General features: G+C 37.5%; 14 protein-coding genes and 1 tRNA gene. 1 reads left to right on the top strand and 14 read right to left on the bottom strand.

All coding sequences use genetic code 11. The annotated features are described in order from the left end of the window. Positions 1-9: 9 nt before the first annotated feature. From JNUCC74_RS00525 to spoIIE, 7 genes are all read right to left on the bottom strand, one after another. Entirely contained in the window at positions 10-783 is a 774-nt protein-coding gene (locus tag JNUCC74_RS00525; protein WP_454066533.1) for a type III pantothenate kinase, read from the bottom strand. A gap of 841 nt (positions 784-1,624) precedes the next feature. After that, positions 1,625-3,679, bottom strand: coding sequence for an ATP-dependent zinc metalloprotease FtsH (gene ftsH / locus JNUCC74_RS00520; protein ID WP_077317481.1), 2,055 nt, complete (start codon positions 3,677-3,679; stop codon positions 1,625-1,627). 136 nt (positions 3,680-3,815) lie between these two features. After that, complete coding sequence (gene hpt, locus JNUCC74_RS00515) at positions 3,816-4,358, bottom strand: hypoxanthine phosphoribosyltransferase (RefSeq protein WP_454066532.1); 543 nt, start codon at positions 4,356-4,358, stop codon at positions 3,816-3,818. Positions 4,359-4,372: 14 nt separating this feature from the next. Continuing rightward, the gene (tilS, locus tag JNUCC74_RS00510) at positions 4,373-5,767 is read right to left on the bottom strand and encodes a tRNA lysidine(34) synthetase TilS (protein ID WP_454066531.1); all 1,395 of its coding nucleotides are present in this window, start codon (positions 5,765-5,767) and stop codon (positions 4,373-4,375) included. A gap of 661 nt (positions 5,768-6,428) precedes the next feature. Continuing rightward, positions 6,429-7,367 carry a protein kinase domain-containing protein gene (locus JNUCC74_RS00505; RefSeq protein WP_454066530.1) on the bottom strand — a complete coding sequence of 313 codons (939 nt, stop codon included), beginning with the start codon at positions 7,365-7,367 and terminating at the stop codon, positions 6,429-6,431. Next, the gene (locus JNUCC74_RS00500) at positions 7,336-8,070 is read right to left on the bottom strand and encodes a VWA domain-containing protein (RefSeq protein WP_454066529.1); all 735 of its coding nucleotides are present in this window, start codon (positions 8,068-8,070) and stop codon (positions 7,336-7,338) included. Before JNUCC74_RS00500 ends, JNUCC74_RS00505 begins: the two co-directional genes overlap by 32 nt. Positions 8,071-8,811: 741 nt before the next feature. Beyond that, positions 8,812-11,256, bottom strand: coding sequence for a stage II sporulation protein E (gene spoIIE / locus JNUCC74_RS00495; RefSeq protein WP_454066528.1), 2,445 nt, complete (start codon positions 11,254-11,256; stop codon positions 8,812-8,814). A gap of 964 nt (positions 11,257-12,220) precedes the next feature. Here spoIIE and JNUCC74_RS00490 point away from each other — a divergent pair. Continuing rightward, a tRNA-Met gene (locus JNUCC74_RS00490) sits at positions 12,221-12,294 on the top strand. A 283-nt stretch (positions 12,295-12,577) separates the two neighbouring features. Here the strand turns inward: JNUCC74_RS00490 and JNUCC74_RS00485 are convergent. The 7 genes from JNUCC74_RS00485 to JNUCC74_RS00455 all read right to left on the bottom strand — a co-directional run bounded on the left by JNUCC74_RS00485 (position 12,578) and on the right by JNUCC74_RS00455 (position 17,700). Beyond that, positions 12,578-12,961, bottom strand: a complete 384-nt coding sequence (locus JNUCC74_RS00485) for a S1 domain-containing RNA-binding protein (RefSeq protein WP_077317487.1) — start codon at positions 12,959-12,961, stop codon at positions 12,578-12,580. A gap of 103 nt (positions 12,962-13,064) precedes the next feature. After that, positions 13,065-13,445: an FtsB family cell division protein gene (locus JNUCC74_RS00480; protein ID WP_077317488.1), complete on the bottom strand. Its 381-nt coding sequence runs from the start codon at positions 13,443-13,445 to the stop codon at positions 13,065-13,067. Positions 13,446-13,449: 4 nt separating this feature from the next. Next, the gene (yabQ, locus tag JNUCC74_RS00475) at positions 13,450-14,049 is read right to left on the bottom strand and encodes a spore cortex biosynthesis protein YabQ (protein WP_454066527.1); all 600 of its coding nucleotides are present in this window, start codon (positions 14,047-14,049) and stop codon (positions 13,450-13,452) included. Further along, positions 14,046-14,345 carry a sporulation protein YabP gene (yabP, locus tag JNUCC74_RS00470; RefSeq protein WP_077317490.1) on the bottom strand — a complete coding sequence of 100 codons (300 nt, stop codon included), beginning with the start codon at positions 14,343-14,345 and terminating at the stop codon, positions 14,046-14,048. Before yabP ends, yabQ begins: the two co-directional genes overlap by 4 nt. A 59-nt stretch (positions 14,346-14,404) precedes the next feature. Then, positions 14,405-14,665, bottom strand: a complete 261-nt coding sequence (locus JNUCC74_RS00465) for an RNA-binding S4 domain-containing protein (RefSeq protein WP_454066526.1) — start codon at positions 14,663-14,665, stop codon at positions 14,405-14,407. Position 14,666: 1 nt separating this feature from the next. Beyond that, the gene (yabN, locus tag JNUCC74_RS00460; protein WP_454066525.1) at positions 14,667-16,115 is read right to left on the bottom strand and encodes a bifunctional methyltransferase/pyrophosphohydrolase YabN; all 1,449 of its coding nucleotides are present in this window, start codon (positions 16,113-16,115) and stop codon (positions 14,667-14,669) included. Next, entirely contained in the window at positions 16,108-17,700 is a 1,593-nt protein-coding gene (locus JNUCC74_RS00455) for a putative polysaccharide biosynthesis protein (protein ID WP_454066524.1), read from the bottom strand. The genes yabN and JNUCC74_RS00455 overlap by 8 nt, the downstream gene beginning before the upstream one ends. Positions 17,701-18,279 lie beyond the last annotated feature (579 nt).

Here is an 18,279-nt window from a genome sequence, read left to right as displayed (position 1 = left end):
AGGAAAAAGCTATTCTGGTTTGTTTTTGTTATAAATATACCGTAATCCCTTTAAAGTTAAATAAGGATCTACAATATCTATCATTTTTGATTCATCAGCAATTAATGGCGATAGTCCCCCTGTTGCTACAACAGTTGTCTTAACACCCATTTCTTTCTCTATACGACGCACAATCCCGTCAACTTGCTCTACATAACCATATAGAGCACCTGCCTGCATTGCCTCTACAGTAGATGAGCCAATGACACTCGGTGGAACTTGAATTTCTATTTTCGGTAATTTAGAAGCATATTGATACAAGGCTTCCATCGCTATCTGCATTCCTGGGGCAATGACTCCGCCGTAATATTCTTTTTGTTCACTAATGTAGCAATAGGTCGTCGCCGTCCCAAAATCAATGATAATAAGCGGGGCACCATACTCCTCAATCGCTCCAACTGCATTCACAATCCGGTCCGCTCCAATTTCTTTTGGGTTTGGATAACGCATTTTTAAAAAGGAATCTACTGCTTCCTTGCCAATGATCAATGGCTCTATTTGAAAATAGTTTTTACACATCTTTTCTAAAGCATACATAATAGGAGGTACTACGGAAGAAATAATTACTGCTGTAATTTCTGAAAAAGCAACACCTTTATGTGCAAATAATGACTTAATTAGCATGCCAAATTCATCTTCTGTCTTATGACGGTCCGTTTTTATTCGCCATTGATGAATTAATTTATCATCAGCAAAAACACCCAGGACCGTATTCGTATTTCCAACATCTAATACAAATAACATAAAGATCCTTACCTTTCTTTTAAGAGAATGTTTAACGTTTTGTCTAAATAATCCATATATAATTTCTTTAAATATTAGCATGTACAAAATTTCAACGCGAAGTTAAGTCGACGCTAGTGGAATTTTAATAAAATATATAAGGCCCCATCATCTCTACTGCTTTTATGGTTTGAAATTAAAAAGACGAAGTGATGTGATAACGGGCAACTAAATACCCGATTGGCTTGAGCGACAAACATCGCACGAAGAAAAAGTGTTCTTCTTTTCCAAGAACAAGAGAAGCTTTGACAACGACACATCGCTAGTTTTCTTAACGTCAAGAAAAACAGCGACACGGCACATCGAAGACGCTGCGATCTTACCGAACTCTGTTTTTTTAATCCTGTTTGAAACACGCATTTTAAATAACACTTATTTTTTGCACTATTAATTTTACTTGGCTTTTAATATACCATATTTATAAACACAGTTAAAAGCATGACAACTGAGTAAACATGTTTGATACGATCTCTTAAGCAATCAATTCGAGAAACTAGGGATCATAAGTTAGCTGTTAGTCAGCCCGATTTCGGTGCACCTTGTAGAAGAATAATGTACTTTCTTTTTCCCGCCGCACTATAAGGGGATCATAACAAACAACGGGGTTTTCTTTTATCCCCATTATTTGTACCGCAAGGGAATGATTTAACAGCCTCTGAACAGAGTCGAACATTTTACTTGCGATTGGATCCTCCACTTATCCTCCTGAGTTTCACCTCGTAGCAGGAAGGGCAGTTACATACGAAATAAAAAACACCCCCACCTTGCTCATCTCATTAAGGTGGGGGGGCTCCATTCCTTTTTATTTCTCCTCTTCATCTTCTGCTGTCGGTTTATTATCCGTTCTGATTTCATGAGATGTTGGAGACGTTTTTATTTCATCAAATGAAGTAGATACATTACTATCTTTAGAAGGCTGCTCTGTTGTTTGTTCGTTTAACTTTTTGCTAGCTTTTTCTTTTGCTTCTTCATAAGATTCCGGTTCATCTTCTTTAGATTGAATATTCACCTTTACCTTATCGTCGTCTTCTGGAGGTAATACTCCATCTTCAAAAAGCGACTTAAGCTGCTTAGCATCAAGCGTTTCTACTTCTAGTAAAGTTTGCGCAATTAACTCAAGCTTATCCTTATGCTCAGTAAGGATTTTCTTAGCTCGATCATAACAATAATTAATAAAGTTTTGCATTTCTTTATCAATCTCTCGAGCAATCGCTTCACTATAGGTTTGTTCATTGCTGAGATCACGACCAAGAAAGACTTGTCCGCTACCACTAGTAAATTGTAATGGTCCAATTTTATCACTCATGCCATACTCTGTAATCATTTTTCGAGCAATGGCTGTTGCACGTTGAAAGTCATTATGTGCACCTGTACTTACTTCACCAAACATAATTTCCTCAGCTACACGACCGCCTAATAGCCCTGTTATCTTATCAAACAATTCAGGTTTGGTCATGAAATAACGATCTTCTCTAGGAAGCATGACAGCATAACCACCGGCCTGGCCACGAGGAACGATCGTAACTTTATGCACCATGTCGGCATCATCTAAAACCATACCAATAACGGTGTGACCACTTTCATGATGGGCGACAATATTACGCTCTTTTTCAGAAATAACTCTGCTTTTCTTTGCAGGTCCAGCGATAACACGGTCAATTGCCTCATCAATATCTAACATTTCAATTTTAGTAGCATCTCTTCTTGCCGCTACTAATGCAGCTTCATTTAGTAAGTTTTCTAAATCTGCACCCGAAAATCCAGGTGTTCGCATAGCAATTGTTTTTAAATCTACATCGTCAGCTAATGGTTTATTCCTAGCATGTACTTTTAACACTTCTTGGCGTCCTTTTACATCTGGTCGGTCCACCATAATTTGACGATCAAAACGTCCTGGACGCAATAACGCCGGGTCTAAAATATCTGCACGGTTCGTTGCTGCAATGACGATAATACCTTCATTTGCACCAAAACCATCCATTTCCACTAGCAACTGGTTTAATGTTTGTTCCCGTTCATCATGACCGCCACCAAGACCAGCTCCACGTTGTCTACCAACTGCATCAATCTCATCTATAAAAATAATACAAGGTGCGTTCTTTTTTGCATTTTCAAATAAATCGCGTACACGGGATGCACCAACACCAACGAACATCTCCACAAAATCAGAACCACTGATAGAGAAAAATGGTGTTCCTGCCTCGCCGGCTACAGCACGCGCTAATAACGTTTTACCAGTTCCAGGAGGTCCAACAAGCAACACTCCTTTTGGAATTCGCGCACCGAGTGAAGCAAATTTACGTGGATCTTTTAGAAAGTCAACCACTTCTACTAGTTCTTGCTTCTCTTCATCTGCACCAGCAACATCTTTAAAGCGTACTTTCTTTTTATCCTCGGTATACATCTTCGCCTTACTCTTACCGAAGTTCATCACACGGCCGCCGCCGCCGCCACCTTGGGCTTGACTAAGGATAAACAAGAAAAAGAGTCCGATAATCAGGAAAGGAATCATCGTTGTTAAAAGCGTTACCCACATACTAGGCTGTTCTTCTTCTTCTACCTTAAGTACACTTTGTTCATTTGCTTGCTTCGTAATCGAAGCAATAATCTCTGTATTATCAGGAACTTGTGCAATAAAAGGCTTTTCATCATCATTTAAAGTTCCTTTATAACGAATAATGCCATTAGCAGGCTGCATCGTCATTTCTTTAATTTCGCCATTATTTAAAGCATCCATAAATTGCTTAACATTATATTGTTTTGCTTCTTCATTCGGCCCAGTGAATACTGAAATAACCGCGATAATTACAAAGAAAATCAGTATCCAAAAGAACGCGTTCCGAAATATCCGGTTCATTACTTACCTCCTCCCAAGCGGGGAAAAACTATATTAAATCGTACCATATAAAAAAGTTGCAATACAACTAATTTACCTTAATAACTTCATTTACTTAAAAAAATTTAGTGTTAATTATTTGACTGTTATATTTGACCTATGCTCCACCATACACTTCAGGCTTTAAAACGCCAATATATGGAAGGTTTCTGTACTTTTCCTGATAATCCAAACCATAGCCCACGACAAACTCATTTGGCACTTCAAAGCCAATAAGATCCGCTTTAATATCGGCTGTTCTTCCTGATGGCTTATCAAGTAGTGTAACTATTTTGATGGAATTTGCTTTTCGATACTTAAATAAATCAACTAAATAACGCAATGTTAACCCACTATCGATAATATCCTCAATAATTAATAAATCCCGACCTTCTACTTTAGTATCAAGGTCTTTAACGATCTTCACCTCTCCTGAGGAGCGCATTTCCTTGCCATAGCTGGACACATCCATAAAGTCCATTTCTAAATAAGTTTCTGTATAACGTAATACATCAGACATGAAGGGCATAGCACCTTTTAATACTCCAATAGCCAGTGGGAACTTCCCCTCATACTCCTTCGTTAGCTGAGCTCCTAATTCTTTACATTTGTTTGCAATCTCCTCTTCTGATATTAACACTTCTTTAATATCATTATGCATATAATCTGCTCCTCCTACATGTTGCATTTTTCATAATATAGTTGTATTTGTGAGGTGCTGGTGGATCGTTTGGCAAGTGACGCTTTTCGTAATCCAACCAACCATAATATTTCCCCATGATCGTCGGTTATAATCGGCCAAATTGCTCGCTTTCTACGAGGCACTTTGGCATCAATAAAAATATCCTTTACCTTCTTGCTTCCGTTCAACCCTTTTAAATGCATTTTATCTCCATGTTTTCGGGTCCTTATATGTAATGGAAGTGCGACCTGGCTGGCATCAAAGCAGAAGCTGTCCTTTGTCTCTTCTGAGAAAGCATCTACATATTTAGCTATAATAGCTGAACCATCAGGTAAAACGGTCTTTCCTGGAATTTTTATATGCTTATGGAATGACGATGAACAATGAAGATCATCACAGAAGTGGCACCTTAACTGATTATAGGATTTTTCTACTTTTAAGCCAGCAGGGAAATCAATTTGTGCATTTCCAGTTTGTCGATGTAATAATGCAAAAAATTGCTCTTCATGGACATACGATAAATCTTTTGGTAAGTCAATATACAGATAGTTTAATATTAGATGATAGGCTCGTCTTTGTAAAGCAAATGCATACGTTTTAAATTGATCAATTTCAAAAGATAATTCCTGTTTTTCTTGATCAAACTGGACTATTGAATGTACCATGTTTTCTGCTTCTTCTGTTATATACGCCTGATCTATGGCTAATGTTTCACTAAGATGCTGAATGGTAGTATGTAAGTTACTATTTTTTTCTTTTAGTAAGGGAAGAATATGATGTCGCACATAATTTCTAGTATAGGTTGTTTCCTCATTTGAAGGATCAATTCTCGGAGTAATATTATGGGCTTTACAATAATTCCAAATATCCTCCTTTGTTACGCAAAGAAACGGTCGTACAATTGAACCTCCTGCAAACGCTCGTTTTACGGGAATTCCTACCAAAGCTTGTGAATCGGCAGAGCGAGTGAGTCGCATCAACATCGTTTCTGCTTGATCATCGCCATGATGTCCCAAGGCTAGATAATTGGCACCCAGCTGTTTCATTTGTTGTTCAAAAATAGCATAGCGCAAGGTTCGTGCAGCAACTTGAGTTCCCTGTTTCTTTTCTTTTTTCCAACTAGGCACATCAACAGATTTACCGATAAATTCTACTTTCCACTGTTTGCAAACATTTTCCACATAGCGCAAATCTCCCAATGATTCCTCTCCCCGCAGCTGATGATCAACAGTTATGGCAACAACGCGAAAGTTCCATTCATCCTTGAGCAAATGTAAATAATGCAGAAGAGCCATTGAATCTGGTCCACCAGAAACGCCAACTAAAATGGTTGCGTCTTTTGTAAACAAGTTATGTTTCAATATGAAATCCTTCACTATTGTTTTCATCTTTCCATCTCCACTAAACCAATCTAACAACAATTTGAAATATGTAGACTTCTATGTTTTTTTAAAAGAACTGGGTCAGTTAACATATTTCAAACACTTTTAACTTTTCCATAAAGGAGCATAAAATATAACAATCTTAGAAAATCTTGGCCTGTTGCCAAGTCTTTATGACGAAAAGCTTTTGTTTTTCTTATACGATAAAGTGAAACTTCATTCCGTGGAATGCTTTTTACACGGAATGTTAGTACCACAAGGGTATGACCTAAAGGCCCTTGAACCAATCGGGCATTTAGGTGCCGTTTTCACCACTTTGACCCTTTTGTATCAATTCAGGACTTGAAGTGGGAGATTACGGCTCTTACATGCGGGGTAAAGCCTAGTTTTATATTTTCCTAATTGTCAAAAAGGGAGTTTTCGCTTACCGGTTTTGCTTTAGATTTGATACCTAAAAAACGAGAAGAAGAAAAATTGCCTAGCTGTGCCCACGTGTAAGCAATAAATTTACAAGTCGCATCAACTTCTATGTTAAAATACACCGACTTATTTTTCATGTTAGCCTTTTTAATTTCTGTTCAAGGATGACCCAGCTCTCCTAAATAATGCGCATCTGCTTTTCAGTTTTGTTAAAAATTCCTTTAGTATTATCCTATCACAATCCTACTTACTGAAAAAGTAAAGATATTACATAATAACTTACTGCCATAATGGAAATTCCACCCGCTTCCAGTAACAGTGCGGGTTGCTTTACCGATTGTCCTTGAGTCTTTTGTTGCTGACGTTTCCGCTGAGCCGTGTAAATGATTTGTACTAATTCTTTTTTTATTTGCGTGCTCGAACGATATTTTCCCATTATGGCATTTTTTAATAAAGAGCGATACGGGATTAATGCTTTTGCTTCATCTATTTTACGAAATAGCATTTTTTGCGGGTGTGGACCTTTTGCAAATCTTTGTGGATAATAAACATGGATAAAAATCATAGCAAATGCAAATAGGTCATAGCTTGGTTCTGCTTTTCTACTGCCTAACCCCCAATATCCTCGATCAAAAAATTCCGTATACTCTTTAATCGCTCTTCCCATTTGCGTCATTCCACCTACATCTACCCAGCGAATTTTCGGTGGGGAAGATACGACAAGGAGATTTTCCGTTTTTAAATCACCAAATACCCACCCGCTCTTATGCAAGTCTTCTAAAACATCTAAAAGCTGAATCATAAATACACCAACCCACGCTTCTCCCCGACTTTGAATATACGAAATTAATGATTCTCCTTGCAGGTACTCCATGACATAAAAAGAATACTTCGCCCCAGTTGGCGATGTCCAATCATCCACATCCAATAAAGAAGGTCCAAGTCGATTTCCTTGGACCTTTCCTAAAGACTGCAACACATTAACTTCAACTGTCATTGATGAACGGTTATCACTTATTTTTAAAGCCGCATGTTTCCCATTACTTTCACAAAGATATACGGCTCCAATTGCACCAGACCCAAGCTTGCTTTTTATTAAATATGTCTTTCCATGCCACTTTCCACGAATCTTAATTCCTGGCCGTACATCATAATTATGCTTCTTCCAGCCCTGGTTCGTCTTCATTTATAAAGCTCCTTCGTAAGCCCTTCTTGCTAAATTGGTACATCGCTTCACGAATTGCCGGTCCGGTTGGGGTAACACCTCCGCTAGTCAGCTTCGGAAAAATGGATGATAACGTATCTAAAGCAGGCGACCAATCCAGAATTTTTTCCATGGTTTTTCGTTTGGCAGGAAAACGACAAATAGCAAACCGGTTGCGACCAATTCGAGCGTTTAAACTAATCGATAAATCAATTAACGCTTCTTTAACCGTAGGAAGCTTATCATACATACTGGCACTCGTATCTACTAAAACAAGTACTTCCAAATCACAAGTTTCTCCCATGTCCTCTACAACTTCCATAATCTCGCCACGTTTTTCCGGCTCTACATCTTCTAACGTTTGACCTTTTCCTAAAATCTGTTGAAGCTCTTGATTAACAAATCCCTGCATTGTCTGTGTCATCGCCTGCTTGGTTACTGATTGAACCGTTTGCGACAATGCTTGCTTATAAACAAGCTGACTCACACCTCCGCCTGACAGGGCAATATCCTCAACTTCTCTTAAACTATCCGTCTCTTCTAACTGATCATCTTCTAATATGCCAATTACATTTACGGTTATTCCTTGCTCATGCGCCAACGAGGCTGTTGCAACAGGATCTTCACCTTGATTGGAGCATCCATCTGTAATAAGTAAAATTTGCCTTAAGGTTCCTTTTCTCAACTCCATCTACCTCCCAACTATTTCAGTACCATCATCACCATTTTTAACCATATCTATACATGGTCTGAAAGTAACAGGTTAGGAGCAAACGCTTAAAGCGCTCAGGTAGCAACATGCAAACTGGAGAACTTCTAACGGAGTAAAATGAAACTTCAGTCCGTGGAATGCTTTTTACACGGTCTATTAGTGCCTTAAAGGGATGACCTAAAAGCCTTTTAACAAATCGGGGATTTAGGAGGCGTTCTTCTCATAAAGTTGCAAAATAATAAGCAGATTTATGAAATAATTAGAAAAACTTGGCTTTTCGGCAAGTTTTTATGGCGAAAGCTATCGTTTTTCTTATACGATAAAGCCTAAAATTTTATGTTTTTCTATAGCAGAAAAATACGCCTCCTTATATTCGGGATAAAGGAACATGCCTCAAAAAAGGGGGATGCGACGCTTGGGCAGTAAGCCCGCTTTTAGTTGGTCTTCCTTTAGATTCGAGCCGATGTTGACTTATCGTAAGAAGAAGTTCGAAGTTTGCTACAGCTTGAACGTTTAAGCTAGACGAAGCCACCTCTTAAAAAATATCCACAATGAAAAAAATTTTCTTAAGTTACACAAAACTTACAGTGATCTCCTTTTTAGTTATATGGTAAAGCCTACTTTATATACTGACGAATCACCTCCATATCAAAGTATGATATATGTTAACGTAGAAGTAGAATTTTATTAGCTATTCGTAAAACAAATAAAATATTACGCAGTATGAATTGGAATCGATGACCATTTAGGAATATTTTTTTTGATTTTAGCAACAACCACCGTCATATCATCTTCAATCTCTCCAGATCTTGTACGAACCACCTCTTCTAAAATTAAATCCGCAATCTCTTGTGGATCGTTCGTTCGCATTTCACGAATTTTTCGCTTCAGCCATATATCTGTATTTTCAACATGTTTTGGCCCCTCAAATATGCCGTCACTCATCATGATTAATATATCATTTGGTAGCAACTGTTCACTGACAATATCTACATCAAACTCCTGAATAATCCCAATTGGTAAATTACTTGCTTCTATTTTAATCAATTCATTTCCTCGTTTAATAAAGCTCGGTGTTGAACCAATTTTTAAAAACTGTACAGATGCGTCATGCAAATCTATTACTGCTAAATCCAATGTTGCAAATATTTCGTCCGTTGACCGTAAAGATAAAATTGAATTAATGGATTTGATTGCTACCTTTTCAGGTATTCCCGTTTGTAAAATTTGCTGTAACAACCGCAGTGTCTCTACACTTTCTTCTTGAGCACGTGCCCCATTTCCCATACCATCACTAATCGCCATGGCGAATTTACCAGCTCCCAACTCAATGGTCGTATAACTATCTCCAGAAATAAGCCCACCTCCCTTAGCAGCATTAGCCGCCCCTGTTTCAACAACAAACTCCCTCGCTGAACCAAATGCGAGATAGCTATAACCATTTGGAAACGGCGCAATTTCCTCCTGCTTCACAACAACTACTTCTTTTAAAATGTCAGATAATATTGGTGCAATTAACTTAGCCCCTTCTCCATGGTAACTATAAAAAGTTAATGTCATTTCAATATCAATATTCCCTTTATCCAAACTATAAATTTCCAATTTTTCTAATTCTAATCCTATCTGTTTTAACGTGTGAACAATTTGTAGTTCCTGTTGCTCATGATGTTCTCGTTCCTTTAGAATCTCTTTAGCAAAATCCTCCATCACCTCTGATACACCTTGTAATTGCTCTGCCACCAACTTCTTACTTTCTAATACTTGTTGTTTTAGCTTTTGATTTGCTTCAAAATAGGAAGTCTCCTCCTTCATCACATCAATGACTTTTTGTGGCTTTACACAAAAGTTTTCAAATTCTCGTAATTCCTTTCTTGGTGGTTCCCCTTCTTCTTGTATACCATCCTTCAGCATTTCCATTAATGTATACGTTTTATCAAACTCCTTTTGCCAGCATCTTTCTTTCTTAAAACAGTTCTGACATGTTTTTTCGGTTACTTGACTTAAAAAATAATCAGTCTCCCGTTGTGCCTCCTGTTCACTTTCATCTTGTCCATCAGCAGTGGCAAAGCTATTCGATAATGCTTGAAACACATCAGAAAATTGTTCTACTCGTTTAGCGGTAACATTACGGATTTTTTGTAAATATCGTTCCTGTTCATTCGTATATTCATCTGTTCCCGGAATAAACCGGGACAAGTTTTTAAACCAGTTTGCCGGTGTAAGCAAAAACAGTACAATAGCAATGGAAGATTCCATAATAGACGGAACAAGCTCTGTCGCATTTCCATAAATTCCAATTAAAAAGGTTCCAACAAATAGTCCAACAGCTACACCTGGTTTTTTCCCTTCTTTTAATAATCCGCCTAAAAGACCAGAAAACGCTAGTAAGCTCATTTGATATAAATTCGCAACATTTGCAAGTGACAAGATTAGTCCGGCAACTACACCTACCGTTGAACCAATGGCAGCTCCACCGACATAGGCAAGAATTAAAACAAAATAACGAGAAAAAACTTGCTCAATTGCTGCACCGTAAAGCTGCCATCCTATTGTTCCAGTTAAAATGGAAGCGATCAAAATAATCATACAGACGATTTCTTCATTTTTTAACACCGGATTATACCTTTTAGGTGATAATAAAGGCAAGCTTTGCATAAATATTAAAACAAGAACTGTTCCTAACACTCCTTCTACTAAAATAAGCAACCATTCATAAGCTGCTAACTGGCGTTCAATGGAATATTGAAAAATACGCGTTCCTGCAGTAGCTAAGAAGACAAATAACGGTATTAGTAGCTGCTGACGTTTTGCCTGCTTAAATAATCCCGCTAAAAAAACAAAGACAAGTAGTCCTAAAGCAATGAAGATACCGTGGGTAACAGAATAGCTTAAGGCACCAAGCATAATGGCAACAATAGTTCTAACTGTCTTTTCCTTATGAACAAACCATACTGTTGCTAAAAAAGCTACCGCAAAAGGAGAAACAACTGATAATATAACTGCTCGTCCCAACAAAAAACCAATAACATAAAATAGCCAGCTCCGCTCTAGCAAAATATGTTTTAGCTTTGCATATAGCCGGCTTCGAAGCTTGTCCATTTGATTGGTTCGCCGCGCTCCGAATGCTTTAGGTTCCACTCTTGAAATTGAATCCATCATAACTACCACTCCCTCTTGTGCATATCATTAAATCACAATATGCCAACTATTTTTGTCAAAACAACGGAGCATGATTAAAAATTCGTTCGACGTCTTTTTATGCCTTAAACAGTTTTCAACACGAACGCGCGTTTGTTTAGACTGAACTTATTTTATGAGTTTAGTAAAATACCACTTTATTAACCGTTTATCCAAATCATTCTTCTTCATTTAGAAAAACTTGGCTTGCCGCCAAGTCTTTATGACGAAAGCTATCGTTTTTCTTATACGATAAAGTGAAACTTCATTCCGTGGAATGCTTTTTACACGGAATGTTAGTACCACAAGGGTATGACCTAAAGGCCCTTGAACCAATCGGGCATTTAGGTGCCGTTTTCACCACTTTGACCCTTTTGTATCAATTCAGGACTTGAAGTGGGAGATTACGGCTCTTACATGCGGGGTAAAGCCTAAAGTTTTATACTTTCCTATAGTGAAACAAAAGCTAGAAACGCTCGGTTCATGACAAACAACCGGAAATCACCTGACGGGTTAGGTTCGAGCCAATGTTGACTTTAGAAAAGGTAAAGTTTGCTAGCTGTGAGCGCTGATGCCAAACAACGAAGCTACTTTCAAACAATATTCACCATGTTAAAAATGGATTTTGTTTTCTTAGACATATGTAAAAGTTTTCTTCTATTTAATTCCCCAAGAAAAAAGCTACATTTTTTGCCGAATACTGCATATTCCTATCTATTCTTTTTTTGCCAAACAAATAATAAGGCATAATTCGAGTTTTGACGGTATAATTAATTATTACTTGGGAAACGAGATCCTTACATAATTAGCTACTTTGTTTTTTTATTGTTAGATTCAACATCCATCCCATGAGAAGTTTTCTATTCATGACTCATTTGTAATAACTACTAAATAATTGTTGACAGACGGAACTTCCTATTGTATTATATTTCATGTTGGCTTATTTGGCGGTGTAGCTCAGCTGGCGAGAGCGTACGGTTCATACCCGTGAGGTCGGGGGTTCGATCCCCTCCGCCGCTATCATATAAATCAAAGAAACTCCCTGTTACATTACAGGGAGTTTTTGTTGTCTATTCTGGATCTTTGAGAAAATCTGGTTATATTAAATTTGATAATGACCTATGTACAAACGGATATCGTTTCTAAACAAGAACAAAAGCAGGGATTACGCCATATTGGTAATCCCTGCTTGTTGTTCGCCTTTATTACAACAAAGGTTCGCTATTTTGACAACTAGATGCTAACTGCAAAAACACAATTTATAACTAGAGCATTATTATCCGTTTTTTATAGACAGCAACTGCTATCCTCTTTTAGCACCTCGACCCCCACGTTTGGATTCCGTGTGCTTCTTTAAAGAGGCAAGACGGTCTTCTGAATCCTTTAAAAAGCGATTCATTTTTGCTTCAAAAGATTCCATCCGTTCACGGCTATCTCGTTGACGTTTTGGTTTATCTATTGCTTTTTTGATAGATAAGCCAATTTTCCCGTCCTTTTCAACATTAATGACCTTGACCTTCACCTCATCACCGACAGAAAGGTGATCGTTAATGTCTTTGACATAGTTGTCGGCAACCTCACTAATGTGAACAAGTCCTGTTTTTCCTTGCTCGATTTCTACAAAGGCTCCGAAATTAGTGATACCAGTTACCTTACCTTGCAGCTTGCTGCCTACTTCAATTGACATAAAAAAAATGCTCCTCCTTAAGATTTTTAGGAAACTAATATTTAATCACTAATGACATATCATCAGCTTACTACTATATTATAGCCAAGCAAGTGAAAGTGTGTCAATAAGCGGGTTCCTCATCCGGTAGTTTAAAGATCAATTCGCCTTCTTTAGAGAAGAAATAATTCGTTCTGGCTATTTCTAATACATATTCTTCGTCTTTCAATCGTTCTGCTTCTTCTTGTAAGCTGACCTCTTCATTTTTTAAATCTACTATTTCCTGTTGCAATCTTTCATATTCTTCTTTTTTTTCTGCATGAAGAGCACGCTGTTTCATATGGTATGTCGTCATACTACCAAAAGCAATTAGTGCTATGATAGAAAACAACACAAGACGCCGAATTAAACGTTGTTTTTTTCGCTTCTGCCTTTTTACATGAGCATTATATTGCTGCATGTAATTCGAATCTAATTCTGTTACTGTTCGTTTTTCTCGGGCCAACGTTTTACCTCCTCTTCAAGCTCACATACTTCCATATCTTTATACACTTATTCTTCATTGTACTATAAATTCCTGCTAATTTTAATATAAATCCTTGAACTTTTTTAGGAAGTAAGCGAAAGATGAATAAAAGAAGCCATTTTATCGGTGTAATAATAACGATGATAACAAATAAAATAAGCTTAAGTATAAGCTTAATAAGCCACATGATGATTTTATAAAGAATGAAAATAACACCTTTTATTGGGGAAATAATCACAGCTTGTACGACTTTAACAAAGAAACGGTACACTGCACTAACCATTCGAATAATATGCTCCAATAGCTTTTTATAACTAGTTGCCGCAACGGCCTGATAAGTGGAAAACCCTAATAAGCAGGCAAGTATTATATACAGTCTAATCTCCCCACCATTGACTAAAAACAAAATATAAAATAACAATAACGTTTGGGTTAACCAGAATCCAATCTCCATAACATATGTCATGATTCGCCTGTTTTTCCAATAAGGAGTAAAGCGGCGAAATGTATCGTGAATAACACCAATATAAAAACCACTTGAGATCATCGTTAGCATCGTAATAAACTGCGTACTTAAACTCATTTAAATAACTTGCTAAAGAATCCTTTAGCTTTCTCCTGCTGTTCATCTATATAAGAAAGCTCATAAATTTTCCCTTTGATGACAACAGATCCTTCATTCACATCCAGATTCTTTAATTGAAGGTTTTGTCCGCGAACAATTAAATAACCCATTACTGTTTCCAACAAAAATTCTTCGTTATCGAAACTATCTACTTCTTTCACACCGCTTATCTCTAAGTTTTTACGATTATTAATCTTCACATTATGGTCTATTGTCGAACGCGTTATATTTTCTTTGTTCTCGTAATAATTCATTAAAAAGCCCTCCTTATCAATATTACTTTATGATAGGAGGGACAAGAGTAGAACAAATTCTAGCGATTTAATTTTTCTTCTTTTATTACGGTATACAGTGAGGCTGCTTCATCTTTTTTAATCGTTTCTCGTAATTCATTTACTTGAATCGTGACGAGCTTCTGTCCAAACTGAATAACGACCTCATCACCTATAGTTAATGTAGATGAAGCTTTTGCTGGTTTCCCATTTATAGTTATTCTCCCTTGATCTGCTATTTCCTTTGCTAGTGTTCGCCTTTTGATTAATCGGGATACTTTTAAAAATTTATCTAATCGCATGTTAATTCTCCCCTTCTTTTGCTCTTTCCCACAATTCACTCATTTGAGCAAATGTGGCGTCATGAATCGAACTGCCACGCTTTATAAGCATCTCTTCAATATAAGTAAAACGTGATATAAACTTTTCATTCGCTCTGTTTAATGCTACCTCAGGGTTTATGTTATAATGCCTTGATAAATTAGCAAGCACAAATAAAATATCACCGAACTCCATTTCCTGTTCATTCATGGATTCAACTGAAATAGCAGTTTTAAACTCAGCTATCTCTTCCTCCAGCTTATTCCATACACCATATACTTTATCCCAATCAAAACCTGCTTTTGCTGCTTTCTTTTGTAATTGATATGCTCTTATTAACGAAGGTGAATGCTTTGCTACCCCATCTATCATAGAAGCGCGTGCATGACCTTTTTCGGCTTGTTTCAGTTGATCCCAGTTGCTTTTTACTTCAGCAATACTATTCACAGCAGTATCTTTAAAAACATGAGGATGACGATGAATCATTTTATCTGTAATACCGCGAATGACATCATCGATATTAAAGTATCCATTATCCTCTCCAATTTGACTGTGGAGCATCACTTGTAAGAGTACATCTCCTAATTCTTCAACGATTCCGTCATCATCTTGCGTATTAATGGCGTCAATTAATTCATATACCTCTTCAATCGCAAATTCCCGCAAGCTTTCATGCGTCTGGGCCTGATCCCAAGGACATCCTCCAGGTCCACGAAGCTTTTGAATAACTTTGCGCAGTTGCCAAAATGTATGATGTAATACGTCGTCTGGTGCAGGAGGGACGTAAACACTTGTTAAATTACTAACTTCCACCGTACGATCTAACATTTCTAATGGTATTTGCTTTATCGACTGAGCTTTGCTTCCCACAGCTTCCACAACCGTAATCAGATAATCTGCCGGCAAGTCCTCTAGTAAGGTTAATTTTACCTCTGATGCAACAAACTGATCATAAACTTGGGAAAAAACGAGGTGGTTCTTAAAATTTAATTCGCTTCGATTAAAAGAAGTAGCATCAACAAACTGAAAACCCTCAATCGGGTCAATTTTCAACGCTGTAAAGATATCATCTAAATAGCTACTTCCGCCAACTATTACGACGTTCATCCCTATTTGCTCTAATAATAATTGTACTGTTTTTTCGGCAAGCATAGGATGTCCGGGCACGGTATAGATGACATCATCCTTCATCGCTTTCTCTCGAATAACCTCGACGATCCGCTCATATACGCGGGGAAATTGTTGCTCTTCTTCATACAAATAATCAAATGAATGAAAAGTAGTACCCTCTTTTTGTAAAGCAACCACCACTGGATGATCAATCGTACGCGTATAGACTGTTTTGTTTGCAGATACTAATTTTTTATAAACTCCTAAAGGTAATTGATCTAAATCACCTGCACCTAATCCGACTATTTCAACCTTAAACATGCTCATCTCTCCTGTTTTTTAGCTTCATCAAATGGATAGGAAATGGAAGCATTTGTAATTGCTCCTCTGTGAATCCCCGTAGTTTTATTAAGCTATATCCATATACGAGCGCACCTGTGATAGAAAGCAGACTAACAAACAAAAATAAACCAAGCCTAGAGTCGTCAAAGAATGAAAGGAATAACCACTGAACGATATATAAATAAATAATCATGATAATAGCCGATAATAAAAACGCTTGCCAGCGTATCGCCCTTAATAGTTTTAAAAGCGGTAACTTTCTGCGTAACTCTGTTAATGCCACGACACAAAATAAAAATACCGCTAAAACTGTAGCAACCGAACTTCCCATTAAACCGAAAGAAGGAACAAGTACTTGATTAGCAATCCATTTTACAAAAAAAGCAATTAATATAAACAAGGCAACCCGCTTTATATGACCTAACCCCTGCAAAATAGACGAAGCGGTAATAGCAACAGAACTTAAAACAATAGAACATACAAGCACTTGCAACTCGCTTGTTCCTTGTTGATCCTGAAATAAAGCCAGATTTACTTCTGGTAAGATTAGTATCAGTCCAATAGTAGCACCTGCTGCTAAGTACACACTAAACACCATAGCTCCGCGTATGTATGGGTAAAATGTATGAGGATCAGCTGATAGCTTTTTTTTGGAAATGGATGGTATTAGTGCTAATGCTAGTGATGAACCAAACACGGTTCCCAATTGAATTAGCGGTTGTCCGCGATCAAACACGCCTTTCGCCTCCATTGCTGTTACTTTTGAATATCCACCTTTTAACAGACTTGGAAAGAGGGTAAATGTGTCAGCAAACTGCAGAATAAGCAGCACCATATGATTCAAGGTGGCGATGACGCCAAACATAAAAATTGTAGACACATAATAGTTCCAAGGGATTTTTTCCTTCTTGCTACCAATTGGTCGGCTTCGGAAAAAAAATAGGATAAGAACACAAATTGCGGCAATTTGCCCCAAAATAGAGGCTATTACAGACCATTTTCCAATTTCATAAATGTATTTCCCGCTTTCTGCAATTGCTATTGCAGTTGCGATAATCACAGCTACACGTATCGTTTGCTCAGCCAGTTGCGAAAAAGCGGTCGGTTTCATCATATAATTTCCCTGAAAGACGCCACGCAATAAAGCAATAACTGGAATAAGCAAAAAAGCAAAAGCAGTAAATCGATATGTCTCTATCAAAAGGCTATCTCCAATCCAGCCTGCAATATATGGAGCATTCACAAATAAAAAAACAAATAGCCCCCCACTTATCAAAAAGAGGATAAATAAAACAGGCAGATAGAAACTAAATAAGGATAGCTCTTGATACTGGGATTTCCTATCTACAACCATTTTGGATATCGCAGACGGAAACCCATATAATGCTAACATAAAACCAATCCCTAAAATAGGGTAGACTTGTTGATAGACATAAAAACCAATGTCTCCGGTTAAATTTTGTAGTGGTATTCGATAACCAGCGCTTAGTAGTTTACTTATGATTCCAGCTATCGTTAGTATTAATGCCCCTTTAACGAGGTGTTTCGTTTCATTACTATTCATGTTGAACTTTCCTTTAATTCACACGTTTATCCACTCATTATAGCATAGATTTTTAGAAAAACTTGGCTTGCCGCCGAGTCTTTATGGCGAAATCTATCGTTTTTCTTATACGATAAAGTGAAACTTCATTCCGTGGAATGCTTTCTACACGGAATGTTAGTTGAACCAATCGGGCATTTAGGTGCCATTTTCTCCCACTTTGACCCTTTGTATCAATTCAGGTCTTGAAGTGGGAGTCTTATGGCAACTTACATGCGGGATAAAGTGAAACTTCATTCCGTGGAATGCTTTTTACACGGAATATTAGTACCACAGGGGTATGACCTAAAGGCCCTTGAACCAATCGGGCATTTAGGTGCCGTTTTCTTCCACTTTGACCCTTTGTATCAATTCAGATCTTGAAGTGGGAGTCTTACGGCAACTTACATGCGGGATAAAGTCTAAAGTTTTATACTTTCCTATAGTGTAAATCGAAAGGAAACCCTCATCCTTGGTGTTTCCTTCCGCCCGCCTTTAAGGGGGAGACTGCTCCGCTTATTTACTTGAATAAAGAATACCTATTACTGAAAAAGCGAATTA

Source organism: Cerasibacillus sp. JNUCC 74 (assembly GCF_053667775.1).
The sequence above is the reverse complement of the archived record's forward strand: the minus strand, read 5'-3'. Positions and strand labels throughout refer to the sequence as shown.

Coding starts and splice junctions, on each gene's coding strand:
- yabN (WP_454066525.1), bottom strand. CDS start 16,115: ATGTTTAAGGTTGAAATAGTCGGATTAGGTGCAGGTGATTTAGATCAA.
- yabQ (WP_454066527.1), bottom strand. CDS start 14,049: ATGAGTTTAAGTACGCAGTTTATTACGATGCTAACGATGATCTCAAGT.
- yabP (WP_077317490.1), bottom strand. CDS start 14,345: ATGAATTATTACGAGAACAAAGAAAATATAACGCGTTCGACAATAGAC.
- JNUCC74_RS00505 (WP_454066530.1), bottom strand. CDS start 7,367: ATGAAGACGAACCAGGGCTGGAAGAAGCATAATTATGATGTACGGCCA.
- JNUCC74_RS00485 (WP_077317487.1), bottom strand. CDS start 12,961: ATGTCAATTGAAGTAGGCAGCAAGCTGCAAGGTAAGGTAACTGGTATC.
- JNUCC74_RS00525 (WP_454066533.1), bottom strand. CDS start 783: ATGTTATTTGTATTAGATGTTGGAAATACGAATACGGTCCTGGGTGTT.
- ftsH (WP_077317481.1), bottom strand. CDS start 3,679: ATGAACCGGATATTTCGGAACGCGTTCTTTTGGATACTGATTTTCTTT.
- spoIIE (WP_454066528.1), bottom strand. CDS start 11,256: ATGATGGATTCAATTTCAAGAGTGGAACCTAAAGCATTCGGAGCGCGG.
- tilS (WP_454066531.1), bottom strand. CDS start 5,767: ATGAAAACAATAGTGAAGGATTTCATATTGAAACATAACTTGTTTACA.
- JNUCC74_RS00465 (WP_454066526.1), bottom strand. CDS start 14,665: ATGCGATTAGATAAATTTTTAAAAGTATCCCGATTAATCAAAAGGCGA.
- hpt (WP_454066532.1), bottom strand. CDS start 4,358: ATGCATAATGATATTAAAGAAGTGTTAATATCAGAAGAGGAGATTGCA.
- JNUCC74_RS00455 (WP_454066524.1), bottom strand. CDS start 17,700: ATGAATAGTAATGAAACGAAACACCTCGTTAAAGGGGCATTAATACTA.